Genomic DNA, 13,488 nt, shown 5'->3' with positions numbered 1-13,488 from the left:
TGTCGCCAACGGGCCGGGTTGCTGAGGCTCGCGCGACCCTATCGAGCGCGAGCGATATCTTCGAAGCGCACGTTGCCGATCGGATACGATTTCCAGTCGCGATAATCGAAATGCCACCACTCGTACTCGTAGACGGTAAAGCCTTCGGCCTCCATGTGGCGGCGCAGTAGATCGCGCCGCGCGCGGGCGGCGTCGGTGCCACCTGTGTAGCTCGGGTAGGCGCGCTCGCTCATCTCGTCGTACAGGCTCGGCATTTCGATGGCTTTGCCGGTCTTCAAGTCGTACAACGTCAGGTCGACCGCGCAGCCGCGATTGTGGCGCGAACCGGTCGCAGGGTTGGCGACGAATTGATGTTTGCCGGGCGGTGTCGCGTCCCAAAAAATTTTCGTCACGTACCAGGGGCGATACGCATCGTGCACAAGCAGGCCGTAGCCTTCTTTCGCCAGCGCATGATCGACCCGGGTGAGGGCTTCCGCCGCCGGCCGCTGCAAGAACGCGCGCGCCTGGCTGTACAGCGGTGTGCCGAGGAAGTTGCGTGTCGTGGCATAGCGGATGTCGAGCTTGATCACCGGATCGAGCGTAACCAATTCGACGAGATCAGTTTTGCGCAATTCGCCTGTTTCGGCCGGCGGTGTTGCGGCCAACGCGTCAGGTAGCAGTTCGGCCACGGGCCGCACGGGATTGATGTGGAAAAATGCCGGCGCATCCGCCGTAACCGCATGCGACGGGCTAGCAGACTGACATGCCGCCAACATAAGTGCGATCAATATTATGGGTATCGGGCGAGGCATCGGATCGATCCTGTCGTTCGAGTGCAGGCAAGTGTACATGCGCGAACTTTGCGAGCGTCGGCAGACTCGCGTAGATTGGATCGGACATGTAATGGGGAAAACTGCATGAAAGTGAATTTCTTCGGCGCGGCAGGTACGGTAACCGGTTCCATGCATCTCGTCGAAGCGGCGGGCAAACGCATCCTGCTCGATTGCGGCATGATCCAGGGTGGCGCGATGGAAGAGGCGCGCAATGTCGACCCGTTTCCGTTCGATGTGAGCAGCATTGACGCGGTTGTTGTCAGTCATGCCCATATCGATCACACGGGCAGACTGCCGCTGCTCTCGGCGCGTGGCTATCGCGGCCCGATCTATGCGCAGCAAGCCACGGTCGAATTGCTGCCGGTCATGCTGTTCGATTCCGCCTCGCTGCAGGAAAGCGACGCGGAACGCAGCAATCGCAGGCGCGCGCGCGGCGAAGACGCAGTGGCGCCGCTGTACACGCGCGAAGACGTACAAAAAATGCTGCAGCAGACGCGGCCGCTGCCGTATCACCAGCGCACGTCGTTGTTCCCGGGCATCGAGGTGAATTTGCGCGATGCCGGCCATATTCTCGGTTCGGCGATCGTGGAGCTGTTCGCCGACGGACGCACGCTTGTCTTCTCGGGCGACCTCGGGCCCAAGGGGACGCCGATATTGAACGATCCCGAAACCCCGCCCGTTGCCGATCTGGTGCTGATGGAGTCGACCTACGGCAACCGCAATCACAAGGACCGCGCGGACACGGTGCGCGAACTCGGCGGCATCCTCGACACGGCGTGGCGCGACGGCGGCAACGTACTCATTCCTGCATTCGCGGTCGGTCGCACCCAGGAGATTCTGTATTGGTTCGCGCGATACTGGAACGAATGGAACCTGTCGCGCTGGCGCATCTTCATCGACAGCCCGATGGCGGCGAAGGTGGTCCAAATCTACGATCGCCACCACGAATTGTTCGACGAAGACGCGCGCAAAGTGTGGAAGGGGACGCCCAATCCGTTCCGCCTGCCGAATCTGCATGCGACCGAGTCGCTACAGGAATCGATGGCGATCAACCAGATTCGCAACGGCGCGATCATCATAGCCGGCAGCGGCATGGCCAACGGCGGCCGTATCGTCCATCACCTGCGCCACAACATCGGCCGGCGCGAGGCGCACGTCGTGTTCGTCGGCTACCAGGCCGAAGGCACGCTCGGGCGGCGCCTCGTCAACGGTGCGCAGTGGGTGCGCATGTACGGCGAGGACTATCGCGTCAATGCGCAATGCCACACCGTCGGTGGTCTTTCCGCGCATACCGACCAGAATGGCTTGCTCGATTGGTACGGCGGCATTCCACAACATCCTCCGGTCGTGCTCGTTCACGGCGAAGACATCGCGCGCGAAGCGCTGGCAGGCGAAATACGCGAACGGTTCGGCATGTCGGCGGAGCTGGCGCGGCCTGGTGCAGTGCGGGAAATGTGATTTTTCCGGAAGCCGGCCTGCCGGCGATTGAACCGGTGGTGCTCGACAAGGAATGAACTGATCACGGTCCTGCGGCAGCGCTGCGGGATCGCAATCAGGGGGCAGCCAACCGGAGATTGCTATGCGCAGTTCAAAGCCCCTCGACCGCTTCATCATCGCGTTCTTCACTGCCGGGGTCGCCCTTGCCGGAATTTCGTCGCCGGCGCTGGCGAAGGACCTCGGCGTATATCAGCAGCACACCCTTGTCTCGGACGGTTCGATCGCAGCGGATCACACCGATCCCAACCTCGTCAACGCCTGGGGCATCGCGTTCAATCCGTTCGGCGTCGTCTGGGTCGCGGACAATGGCACAGGACTGTCGACCCTCTATGACGGGACGGGTACTCCGCAGTCGCTCGTCGTCATGATTCCGAGCCCGACCGACGTGAGCGGCGGCAATCCGACCGGCATTGTCTTCAACGCATCGAGCGGATTCACGGTCGGCAACGGCACCACGACCGGGCCGAGCCGCTTCCTCTTCGCCACGGAAGATGGCCTGATTGCAGGTTGGGCACCGAATGTGGACGTGACGCACGCGCTGCGTGCGGTCGACAACTCGGCGAGCGGCGCGGCCTACAAGGGGCTGGCACTGAGTGCGGGTGGCAGTGGCCAGTTGCTCTACGCGACGGATTTTCACAACGCAAAGATCGACGTCTTCGACAGCAAGTTCGCCCCAGTCAGCCTGCCCGCAGGCGCGTTCGTCGATCCGCATGTGCCGTCGGGCTTTGCGCCGTTCGGCATCCAGGCGATCAACGGCGATGTCTATGTCACCTACGCCAAGCAGGATGCTGAAATGCACGACGACGTGCACGGGCCCGGCCTCGGTTACGTCGACGTGTACGATCCGAACGGTAAATTGCTGCACCGTATTGCCACGCGCGGTTTGCTCAATGCGCCTTGGGGCTTGGCCGTTGCACCGGCCGGCTTCGGCCGCGTAGGAGGCAAGCTGCTCGTCGGCAATTTCGGCGACGGACGTATCAACGCCTACGATATCGCGTCCGGCCAGCCGCTGGGTACTCTGCGCGACATTCAGAACCGGCCGATTGAGATCGACGGGTTGTGGGGGATCGCGTTCGGCAGCGGTTCCGCGAGCCAGCCTGTCGACACGCTGTTTTTCGCCGCGGGACCGGGTGATGAGGCGCACGGCGCGTACGGACGCATCGATGCTGTGGCGACTAGCAGCGGCGACGACTCGAGCGACGATTGAAGAGCAGACGCCCCGATGGAGCGACGCGCAGCGGCTGCCGCCGGCCCGCCGGATTCAGAACCTGTCCTCAAAGCGTAGTAGCTTTGGGACAGGTTCTCAGAGTTCGGCGGCCAGCCGGGTTCCCTGCGCGATCGCACGCTTGGCGTCGAGTTCGGCGGCGACATCGGCGCCGCCGATGAGGTGCACGGCGATGCCGGCCGCGGCGAGGCCGACTTGAAGATCGCGACGTGGCTCCTGTCCCGCGCAGACGACAACATTGTCCACTTGTATACATTGCGTCACGCCGTCGATGCTGACGTGCAGGCCGGCGTCGTCGATACGTTCGTAGCCGACGCCGCCGAGCATCTTGACGTTCTTCATCTTGAGCGCGGCGCGATGCACCCAGCCCGTGGTCTTGTTGAGGCGCCTGCCTGGGGTGCCCGGCGTGCGCTGCAACAGCCAGACTTCGCGCCCGGCAGGCTCGGGTTGGGGCTTCGCCAGGCCGCCGCGATGCGTGTACGCCATGTCCACGCCCCACTCGTGCGACCAGCGCGTGACGTCCGTCGTCGGCGACGGTGCGTCCTGGGTGAGGAATTCGGCGACATCGAAGCCGATGCCGCCCGCGCCGACGATGGCGACGCGCTTGCCCGCCGACTTGCGTTGCCGCAGCACGTCGCCGTAACTCAGCACCATCGGATGGTCGGCGCCGGGGATATCCAGTGCGCGAGGCACGATGCCGGTGGCGAGGATGACGACGTCGAAGCCGGCCAGTGATTCGACGGTCGCCTGCGTGTCGAGGCGCAGTTCGACACCCGTGTCCTCGAGGCGATGGCCGAAGTAGCGCAGCGTCTCGGAGAATTCTTCCTTGCCGGGGATGCGCTTGGCGAGGTTAAACTGGCCGCCGATCTCGGCCGCGGCATCGATCAGCGTCACTGCATGGCCGCGCTCGGCCAGCGTCGATGCGCAGGCGAGGCCGGCCGGTCCCGCGCCGACCACGGCGATCTTCTTCGGCGCCACAGTCTTGGCGATGACGAGTTCGGTCTCGGCGCAGGCGCGCGGATTGAGCAGGCACGAAGCGCGCTTTTCCGCGAAGATATGATCGAGGCAGGCTTGGTTGCAGGCGATGCAGGTGTTGATGCGCGAGCTGCGCCCGGCGCGCGCTTTGTTGACCCACTCCGGATCGGCGAGCAGCGGCCGCGCCATCGATACCATGTCGGCGCCGCCGTCGGCGAGGATTTTTTCCGCGACCTCGGGCATGTTGATGCGGTTGGTCGCGATCAGCGGAATCGAGACTTCGGGTTTCAGTTTTTTCGTCACCCAGGCGAACGACGCGCGCGGCACGCTGGTGACGATCGTCGGCACGCGCGCTTCGTGCCAGCCGATGCCGGTATTGATGATCGTCGCGCCGGCGGCCTCGATCTTCTTCGCGAGCTGCACGATCTCGCCCCAACTCTGCGCGTCGTCGACGAGGTCGAGCATCGACAAGCGATAGACGATGATAAAATCGCGCCCGACCGCAGCGCGCGTGCGCTGCACGATCTCGACAGCGAAACGCTGGCGCTTGTCGGCACTGCCGCCCCAGTCATCCGTGCGCGTGTTCGTGCGCGCCGCGAGGAACTGGTTGATCAGGTAGCCTTCCGATCCCATGATCTCGACGCCGTCGTAGCCGGCGTCCTGGGCCAGCTTGGCGCAGGCGACGAAGGCGTCGATCGTTCGTTCGACGCCACGGTGGGAGAGCGCGCGAGGCGTGAACGGCGTGATCGGCGACTTGATTCTCGACGGCGCCACCGAGAGTGGCTGGTAGCCGTAGCGACCGGCGTGCAGGATCTGCAGACAGATCTTTGCGCCTTCGTCGTGGACTGCTGCGGTGACCTTGCGATGGCGCGCGACGTGCCACGGCAGCGACAAGCGCCCGCCGAATGGCGTGAGCCAACCCGCGATGTTCGGCGCAATGCCGCCGGTCACCATCAGGCCGACGCCGCCGCGTGCGCGTTCGGCGAAGTACGCGGCGAGCTTGTCGAAGTCGCGCGCATGGTCCTCGAGTCCGGTATGCATCGAACCCATGAGCACGCGGTTCGGCAGCGTGGTGAAGCCGAGATCCAGAGGGGTGAAGAGATGCGGGTAGTGCGGATTCGGTGCGACAGTGGCAGACATCGAGAATCGAACGGTCGTTTGAATCCCGCTACGATGCCTTGAATCGCGTTGCGGTACAAGCGTTGCGCATCGTACTCGGTGGCGCGACCGCGTCGCCTAGAACCCTCCACACAACAAGCAAGCCCCGCTTGGCGGGGCTTGCTTGCAACGAGTCGCGCTGGTTACAGGTCGATCTTCGAGATCTTGGTACCGTCGACGGACAGGTCGCCCATCAAGCCGGCATTGGTCAGGACGATAACCTCGACCGGTGCGGTGGCAGTCGTCGTGTCGACCGAGCCATTTGCGCCGACCTTGACCACCGCGACCGACGCATCGGCACCGGCCGACCAGCCAGACGATCTGCGGAAGTTGTCCAACGCATCCTTGGTCATGAACAGGAATACGACGGACTTCGATTGCGCACCGGCCTGCAGGCCGACCGAGAGCGAAGTGGTGTTGTAGTAGCCGGTGGTCTTGCCGCCGATATGCAGCGCGCCGTTGCCGTGCTCACCGCCGACGACCAGGCCTGCCTGGATCACCTTCGGAAATACGAGCACGCCGGCGGCCTTGGCCATCAGCTCGCGCGAGCCGGGCACGACCGAGTGCGTACGCGACAGCGTGGCGTCTACCTCGGCATCGAGCGCGGTGCGTTTGGAAGCGTTGGTCGCGGCGGAGTTGGGCTTGTCCGGCGTGGTCGTGCAGCCGGTCAGTCCGAAGCTGGAGACGGCGATCGCCGCGCCGAGCATAACTACGAGTTTGCGTATCTGCATGATCCTTCTCCTTCGAGTGATGGTGAAGTGAATCGGCATCGACACATGATTCGCCGGTTTTTTTATATCACAATGACCTGAACGGACACCGAGCTTGCAAGCTCGCCTCGTCGATCCCATGTAAATAAATCGTTGATCTTTGATCTGCTATGAGATTTCCGCCGTGAATCCAGCGGCGGCTCGTTAAAGGAAAATTCATGTCTGTACTTGCTCTCGCCGAACAGCGCCTGCTCGCCCCCGGCGGCCTCGCCTCCACCGACCTCGACCGCGTCTTCGGCCAGCTTGCCGGGCCGTCGATCGACGCGGCCGATTTGTATTTCCAGCATTCGCGCAGCGAGTCGTGGATGCTCGAAGACGGCATCGTCAAGGAGGGCAATCATTCGATCGAGCAGGGCGTCGGCGTACGCGCGATGAGCGGCGAGAAGACCGGCTTCGCCTATTCGGACGAGATCGTGCTGCCCGAGCTGCTGACTGCAGCGAAGAGTGCGCGCGCGATCGCGCAGTCGGGCAACGATCGCGCTGCGCATGCGCTCACCGCGCGCAACGCGCAGTCGCTGTACCCGGCGATCGATCCGGTCGAGAGCATCGCCAACGAGGAGAAGATCGCGCTGCTGCGCGAAGTGGACAAGTTCACGCGCGCGCTCGATCCGCGCGTGACGCAGGTGATCGTGAGCCTGTCGGCGACGCTCGATACGGTGCTCGTGGCGGCGATGGACGGCACGCTCGCTGCCGACGTGCGCCCGCTCGTGCGCATGAACGTCAACGTGATCGCCGAGCAGAATGGCCGGCGCGAATCGGCCAGCTCGGGCGGCGGCGGCCGCTACGGTTATCGCGAACTGCTCGCGAACGGGCGCGCGCACGCGTTCGCGCGCGAAGCGGTGCGGCAGGCGCTGGTCAATCTCGAATCGGTGCCGGCGCCTGCGGGCAGCATGACTGTGGTGCTCGGCCCTGGTTGGCCCGGTGTGCTGCTGCACGAGGCGATCGGTCACGGCTTCGAGGGTGATTTCATCCGCAAGGGCACGAGCGCATTCGCGGGCCGCTATGGCGATCGCATCGCGGCGAAGGGCGTCACCGTCGTCGACGACGGCACGCTCGCGAATCGGCGCGGTTCGCTCAGCGTCGACGACGAAGGCACGCCGACCGAGCGCACGGTACTGGTCGAAGACGGCATCCTCAAGGGCTACATGCAGGACAAGTTCAACGCGCAGCTGATGGGCCAGCGCTCGACCGGCAATGGCCGGCGCGAATCGTTCGCGCATCTGCCGATGCCGCGTATGCGCAACACCTACATGCTTGCAGGTCAGCACGATCCGGGCGAGATCATCGCTTCGGTCGAGCGCGGACTGTACGCCGTAAACTTCGGTGGCGGCCAGGTCGACATCACCAATGGCAAGTTCACGTTCTCGGCGAGCGAGGCTTACCTGATCGAGAACGGCAAGGTGACGCGGCCGGTCAAGGGCGCGACGCTGATCGGCTCGGGCCCCGAAGTGCTCACGCGCGTATCGATGATCGGCAACGACTTGAAGCTCGACGAAGGTGTCGGCGTCTGCGGCAAGGAAGGGCAGAGCGTGCCGGTCGGCGTCGGCCAGCCGACGTTGCGTATCGATGCGATGACGGTGGGTGGCACGGCGGCGTGAGGCGCGCCGACATGCGTTTCGGCATTTTCGGTTTAGCGCTGCTGTTTTCCGCGAGCGTAGTCCACGCGGCGGGTGATGCGAAAAACGTTGCGACGACGAGTTGCAATGCGCTTGCGTCGCGCGTCGATGCCACTTCGGGAAATGCAGCGGTCTTCCTGCGCAGCTACGACCACGAGCGCGGCACCGGCGAGTCGGACGAGCCAGCGCTGCGCACGGCGGCGTTCACCTACGACAACGCGCTGGCGGTGATCGCGCTGCTCGGCTGCGACAAGCCCGCGCAGGCGGCGCGCATCGGCGAAGCGTTGCGCCTCGCTGCGGTGAGCGATGTGCGCTTGCGCAACACGTATCGCGCCGGTGTGCTCGAAAATGGCAGGCCGCTGCCGAACGGCTGGTGGGACCGGAAAGCAAGCCGCTGGTTCGAAGACGCGTATCAGGACGGCACCGCGACCGGCAATGTCGCCTGGGCCGCGCTCGCCCTGCTCGCCATGCATGACGCTACCGGCGAAGTCCGCTGGCGCGATGCCGCGGTGAAGCTGGCGAACTGGATCATCGCGAACACCTCGGACATGCGTGGTGCCGGAGGTTTCAGCGGCGGCACCGAAGGCTTCGATGCGGCACCGAGAAAAATTTCGTGGAAATCGACCGAGCACAACATCGATCTCGTCGCGCTGTTCGCCTGGCTCGATCGCACCGATGCGAAAGGCGAGTGGAAACGATACGAGCAACAGGCACGCGGCTTCGTCGACGCGCAGTGGGATGAAACGACTGCGCATTTCTGGATCGGCACGCTGACCGATGGCCACACTCCGAATCGCGGCGTGTCCGGACTCGACGTGCAACTGTGGGCGCAATTGCTGCCGAATGCGGACAAGCGATGGCAGCGAGCGCTGGCCTGGGTCGAGCGCAAGCATGGCGTGGCCGGTGGCTTCGATTTCAACGACGACCGCGACGGATTGTGGACCGAAGGCACGGCGCAGGCGGCGCTGGTCTATCATAGGTCCGGTCGCAAGAACGACGCTTCGATGCTGGTTGCGACAATCGCACAGCAGGCTTCGACGGGCGGGTTCCTCTACGCCACGCGCGAGCCGCGCATCACGACCGGCCTCGCCATCGGTGCTGACAGCACCTCGGCTGATTTTCACTACTACCGCCGTCCGCACCTCGGCGCGACGGCATGGGCGGCACTGGCCGCGCTCGATCGCAACCCGTTCATGCCTGCACCGGGCAAGGCGAAAAAAGAACGCTGATTTCCGGTATGGTAGGGCGCGATGAGTTCCGAAGACGCCGCCACCGTCGAATCGAGCGCGCCGGCCGAAGAACGCGCGGCATTGGCCGCGGCGGCGGCTGTCGACATCCGTAACGGCTTCGCCGACTACAACGACCGCTTCCGCGCGGTCACGCGCCGCGCCAAGCAGCGTTTCGAGGCGCGCGACTTCATCTCGGCGCAGATGGACAACGTCGAGCGCATGGACCTCTACGACATCTGCGTGCGCGCAACCACGTCGCGCCTGGAGCGTCTGTTGCGCGAGCGCGTGCGCGAGCGCGCGCTGTGGGTCGACATCCGCGGCAGCTTCGCCGAGTTGATTGCCCCGCTGCTCGATCAGGAACTCAACAAGACCTTCTACAACACGCTCACACGGCGCTTCTTCGGCACCTCGGGCGTCGATGCGCAGATCGAGTTCGTCGCGCTCGACATCGAACCGACCGACCGCATCACCCACCCGGTCGAACGCCACAGCTACGCGGTGTGGGGGCAACTGCCGCGCGTCTGCCAGCGCATGCTCGAGGATTATTCGTTCGACGTGGCGTACGCGCACCAGAGCTTGTGTGCGCTGCGCATCGCCGAGACGTTGGCCCAGCGTCTGGAAGAATGGGGTGGCACGGACGCAGCGAACGCCAATCCGATCCGCGCGATCGAGTTGCTCGATACGGTGTTCTACCGCGAGCGCCGCGCTTATCTCGTCGGCCGCATCTTCGGTGCCGAGCGCATTGCGCCGCTCGTGATCGCGCTGGTCAACGAGGACGCGGGTCTGCGCGTCGATGCGGTGCTGACCGAGCGCGCGCATGTGGCCCAGGTGTTCGGCTACACGCGCAGCTATTTCCAGGCCGATCTGCCGACCGTGGGCGACGCGGTCGTGTTCCTGCGCACGCTGCTGCCGTTCAAGCCGATCGACGAGCTGTACACCGCGCTCGGCCGCGCCAAGCAAGGCAAGACCGAGCGCTACCGACATTTCTTCCGCCATCTCGCCGCACATCGCGACGAGCAGTTCGTGCATGCCGATGGCGAGCGCGGCATGGTCATGGCCGTGTTCACGCTGCCTTCGTATCCGCTCGTGTTCAAGCTGATCCGCGACAAGTTCGCGTTTCCGAAGGAGAGCGTGCGTGCCGAAGTCATGCAGAAATACACGCTCGTGTTCCGCCACGACCGCTGTGGGCGCCTCGTCGATGCACAGGAATTCCACTTCCTGCGCTTTCCGCGCAACCAGTTCGCACCCGCGCTGCTCGACGAGTTGCTGGCGAGTTGCAGCGAAACGGTGAAGATCGACGGCGATGATCTCGTCGTCGCGCATTGCTATGTCGAGCGCCGCGTCCGCCCGCTCAACCTCTACGTGCGCGAGGCCGAGCCCGACGCCGGGATCCGTGCCGTGGTCGACTACGGCCAGGCGATCCGCGATCTCGCTTCGAGCAACATCTTCCCGGGCGACCTGCTGTTCAAGAACTTCGGCGTCACCGGCACGGGTCGCGCGATCTTCTACGACTACGATGAGCTTTGCCTGGTCAGCGAATGCCGCTTTCGCGAATTGCCCGAGGACGACGATCGCGGCGAATCGTTCTACGTCGGCCCGTTCGACGTGTTTCCCGAACAGTTCCCGCGCTTTCTCGGCATGGACGCGGCGCAGCGCGCGGCCCTGCTCGAAGCGCACGGCGACATCTTCAGCGTGCGCTGGTGGCGCGAGCTGCAGGAGCGCCTCGCCCGCGGCCTCGTCGCCGATCTGCCGCCGTATCCGCTGCAGGTGCGCGTCGGCGTGGAATCTTTTTCACCGAATGCCGGTCTCTAGGCCGGTTATCACCACAAGAGGGAGCAGTTTCATGCGCAATATCGCAACATTGACCCTGGCACTCGCGGCCGCATTGGCCGCGAATTCCGCCTTCGCCGATCAGCCCAAGGCGCCAGTCACGCCGGGCGCACTCGCGCAGGCAACATCGATCGACACGGTTCTGGCCGGCGACTGGCGCTCGGACAAGAACAAGGCGCGCGACAAATACCGCCACCCGAAGGAAACGCTCGCGTTCTTCGGCGTTGCGCCGAACCAGAGCGTGATCGAGCTGTATCCCGGAGGCGGCTGGTATACCGAAATTCTGGCGCCGTACCTCAAGGAGCACGGCCACTACGTCGCCGCCATCATCAAGCCGGATAAGCCGGGCGGTGAGGAAGCGCTCAACAAGACCGGGATCAAGGCCAAGCTGGCGGCGGACCCGGCGCGGTATTCCGCGGCCCAGGTCGTCGAGTTCGTGCCGAAGACGGCGGTGCTCGGTCCTCCGGGGAGCGCGGATGTCGTGCTGACGTTTCGCAACGTGCACAACATGACTGACGACAGCGTCGCCGAACCGATATTCAAGGCGATGTTCGCCGTGCTCAAGCCGGGCGGCACGCTCGGCGTCGTCGACCATCGCGCCAAGCCGGGCACGACGCTCGAGCAGGACAAGGAATCGGGTTATCTTCCGGTCGATGCCGTGGTCAAGCTCGCCACCGACGCCGGCTTCAAGCTCGAGGCGCAGAGCGAGATCAACGCCAATCCGAAGGACACGAAGGACTATCCGAAGGGTGTGTGGACGCTGCCGCCGACGTATGCGCTCAAGGACGTCGATCGTGAAAAATACGCCGCGATCGGCGAGTCGGACCGGATGACGCTGAAGTTCGTCAAGCCGAAGAAGTAGGTTCATCGAGGAACTTGCGACCGTCCCTTCCCCTGCCGGCCCGGGGAAGGGACAATCCGTGCATGCTGCTCGCGTTCAACAAGCCGTTCAACGTTCTCTGCCAGTTCACCGACAAAAGCTCGCCGCCGCGGCGGACACTGGCCGAGTTCATCGCCCAGCCGGGCGTCTATCCCGCCGGCCGTCTCGACTACGACAGCGAGGGACTGTTGTTGCTGACCGACGACGGCAAGTTGGCACAACGCCTGACCGATCCGAAGTTCAAGGTCGAGAAGACCTATCTCGTCCAGGTCGAAGGCGCACCGAGTGCGGAACAACTCGCGCAATTGCGAAAAAGTGTACTTTTGAACGACGGCCCGACCTTGCCCGCCCGCGCGACGCTGTTGGCACATGCACCCGAATGGCTGTGGCCGCGCGATCCGCCCGTGCGCTTTCGCAAGTCGGTGGCAGACGCGTTCATCGAACTGACGATCCGCGAAGGCCGCAATCGCCAGGTGCGACGCATGACCGCGGCGGTCGGCTTGCCGACTCTGCGGCTGGTCCGGGTACGCATCGGCGGGATTGATCTGGGCGCACTGAAACCCGGCGAAACGAGAAACGAGGAAGATCCGCCATGAGCCAATTCAAGGATCACTTTTCCGGCCATGCCGATTTGTATCGCGAAGCGCGGCCGACCTATCCGGACGCGCTGTTCGACTGGCTCGCCGCGCAGGCTCCGGACCGTGCGCTCGCCTGGGATTGCGGTTGCGGCAACGGCCAGGCCAGCGTCGCGCTCGCACGGCACTTCGATCGCGTCGTCGCCACCGATCCAAGCGCGAACCAGATTGCCGACGCGGAGCCGCGTGCGAATATCGACTACCGGGTCGAGCCGGCGGAACGCTCTTCGCTCGCCGACGCGAGCGCGAGCCTCGTCACCGTCGCGCAGGCTCTGCATTGGTTCGATTTCGCTGCGTTTTACGCCGAGGTGAGGCGCGTGCTCAAGCCGGGCGGCGTTTTCGCAGCGTGGGCCTACGCCGCCTGCGGCACCGGCGAAGCGGCGATCGACGGTGTGATCGAGCATCTCTACGGCGATGCGCTCACCGGCCCGCATTGGCCGCAAGAGCGCGCCTATGTCGACGCGGGCTACCGCACGATTCCGTTTCCTTTCGCAGCGATCGACGCGCCCGAATTTCCGATGATCATGCGCTGGAACGTCGATCAACTGCTCGCCTATCTGCGCTCATGGTCGGCGACGCAGCGCTACATCAAGGCCAATGGCGAAGACCCGGTCGGCATCGTCGAGCCCGACCTGCGAGTGGCCTGGGGCGATCCGCCGCGCGTACGCGAGGTGTGCTGGCAGTTCCATCTGCTTGCCGGGCGCGTCTGAGCAACACTGCAGCATCGCACTGCCGTGCCGGCATGCGCATTGCTTGCTATGATTCGCAGCCCGCAGCGGATCGAAGCATGAACTGCCCCGGCACCGGCTGTCGCCTAGAGCGCGCCGCGCCGATCGATCCGCAGACCCTCAGACGGAGCAG

General features: G+C 64.5%; 11 protein-coding genes. 8 read left to right on the top strand and 3 right to left on the bottom strand.

Annotated features, from left to right (window positions below):
* Positions 1-38: 38 nt before the first annotated feature.
* Positions 39-677, bottom strand: coding sequence for a M15 family metallopeptidase (locus F455_RS0114205; RefSeq protein WP_211212326.1), 639 nt, complete (start codon positions 675-677; stop codon positions 39-41).
* Positions 678-896: 219 nt separating this feature from the next.
* Between F455_RS0114205 and F455_RS0114200 the strand changes: the two genes are divergently transcribed.
* Both F455_RS0114200 and F455_RS0114195 read left to right on the top strand, forming a co-directional pair.
* Positions 897-2,270 (top strand): MBL fold metallo-hydrolase RNA specificity domain-containing protein, encoded by a 1,374-nt coding sequence (locus F455_RS0114200; protein ID WP_018973974.1) that lies wholly within the window; start codon positions 897-899, stop codon positions 2,268-2,270.
* A 121-nt stretch (positions 2,271-2,391) separates the two neighbouring features.
* Positions 2,392-3,516: a TIGR03118 family protein gene (locus F455_RS0114195; RefSeq protein WP_018973973.1), complete on the top strand. Its 1,125-nt coding sequence runs from the start codon at positions 2,392-2,394 to the stop codon at positions 3,514-3,516.
* 96 nt (positions 3,517-3,612) lie between these two features.
* Here F455_RS0114195 and F455_RS0114190 read toward each other — a convergent pair whose 3' ends face one another.
* Both F455_RS0114190 and F455_RS0114185 read right to left on the bottom strand, forming a co-directional pair.
* Positions 3,613-5,649, bottom strand: coding sequence for an NADPH-dependent 2,4-dienoyl-CoA reductase (locus tag F455_RS0114190; protein WP_018973972.1), 2,037 nt, complete (start codon positions 5,647-5,649; stop codon positions 3,613-3,615).
* 161 nt (positions 5,650-5,810) lie between these two features.
* A complete protein-coding gene (locus tag F455_RS0114185; protein ID WP_026293384.1) occupies positions 5,811-6,398 on the bottom strand; it encodes a BPSL1445 family SYLF domain-containing lipoprotein in 588 nt (195 codons plus the stop codon).
* Positions 6,399-6,595: 197 nt separating this feature from the next.
* Here F455_RS0114185 and tldD point away from each other — a divergent pair, with 197 nt between their 5' ends.
* From tldD to F455_RS0114155, 6 genes are all read left to right on the top strand, one after another.
* A complete protein-coding gene (tldD, locus tag F455_RS0114180; protein WP_018973970.1) occupies positions 6,596-8,035 on the top strand; it encodes a metalloprotease TldD in 1,440 nt (479 codons plus the stop codon).
* An 11-nt stretch (positions 8,036-8,046) separates the two neighbouring features.
* Positions 8,047-9,282 (top strand): hypothetical protein, encoded by a 1,236-nt coding sequence (locus F455_RS0114175; RefSeq protein WP_033410177.1) that lies wholly within the window; start codon positions 8,047-8,049, stop codon positions 9,280-9,282.
* Positions 9,283-9,303: 21 nt separating this feature from the next.
* Positions 9,304-11,094, top strand: coding sequence for a bifunctional isocitrate dehydrogenase kinase/phosphatase (aceK, locus tag F455_RS0114170; RefSeq protein WP_018973968.1), 1,791 nt, complete (start codon positions 9,304-9,306; stop codon positions 11,092-11,094).
* 31 nt (positions 11,095-11,125) lie between these two features.
* A complete protein-coding gene (locus tag F455_RS0114165; protein WP_018973967.1) occupies positions 11,126-11,974 on the top strand; it encodes a class I SAM-dependent methyltransferase in 849 nt (282 codons plus the stop codon).
* A 62-nt stretch (positions 11,975-12,036) separates the two neighbouring features.
* Complete coding sequence (locus F455_RS0114160; RefSeq protein WP_018973966.1) at positions 12,037-12,588, top strand: pseudouridine synthase; 552 nt, start codon at positions 12,037-12,039, stop codon at positions 12,586-12,588.
* Positions 12,585-13,337 carry a class I SAM-dependent methyltransferase gene (locus tag F455_RS0114155; RefSeq protein ID WP_018973965.1) on the top strand — a complete coding sequence of 251 codons (753 nt, stop codon included), beginning with the start codon at positions 12,585-12,587 and terminating at the stop codon, positions 13,335-13,337. Before F455_RS0114160 ends, F455_RS0114155 begins: the two co-directional genes overlap by 4 nt.
* Positions 13,338-13,488: the final 151 nt, after the last annotated feature.

The organism is Rudaea cellulosilytica DSM 22992, assembly GCF_000378125.1.
GTDB lineage: Bacteria > Pseudomonadota > Gammaproteobacteria > Xanthomonadales > Rhodanobacteraceae > Rudaea > Rudaea cellulosilytica.
Note: the sequence above shows the minus strand (reverse complement) of the source record. Positions and strands in the feature narration are given on the sequence as shown.

Bases quoted from the DNA above. Each gene is read 5' to 3' on its own strand.
- F455_RS0114200 (WP_018973974.1), top strand. From the start codon at position 897: ATGAAAGTGAATTTCTTCGGCGCGGCAGGTACGGTAACCGGTTCCATG.
- F455_RS0114160 (WP_018973966.1), top strand. From the start codon at position 12,037: ATGCTGCTCGCGTTCAACAAGCCGTTCAACGTTCTCTGCCAGTTCACC.
- aceK (WP_018973968.1), top strand. From the start codon at position 9,304: ATGAGTTCCGAAGACGCCGCCACCGTCGAATCGAGCGCGCCGGCCGAA.
- F455_RS0114175 (WP_033410177.1), top strand. From the start codon at position 8,047: ATGCGTTTCGGCATTTTCGGTTTAGCGCTGCTGTTTTCCGCGAGCGTA.
- F455_RS0114195 (WP_018973973.1), top strand. From the start codon at position 2,392: ATGCGCAGTTCAAAGCCCCTCGACCGCTTCATCATCGCGTTCTTCACT.
- F455_RS0114185 (WP_026293384.1), bottom strand. From the start codon at position 6,398: ATGCAGATACGCAAACTCGTAGTTATGCTCGGCGCGGCGATCGCCGTC.
- F455_RS0114190 (WP_018973972.1), bottom strand. From the start codon at position 5,649: ATGTCTGCCACTGTCGCACCGAATCCGCACTACCCGCATCTCTTCACC.
- F455_RS0114165 (WP_018973967.1), top strand. From the start codon at position 11,126: ATGCGCAATATCGCAACATTGACCCTGGCACTCGCGGCCGCATTGGCC.
- tldD (WP_018973970.1), top strand. From the start codon at position 6,596: ATGTCTGTACTTGCTCTCGCCGAACAGCGCCTGCTCGCCCCCGGCGGC.
- F455_RS0114155 (WP_018973965.1), top strand. From the start codon at position 12,585: ATGAGCCAATTCAAGGATCACTTTTCCGGCCATGCCGATTTGTATCGC.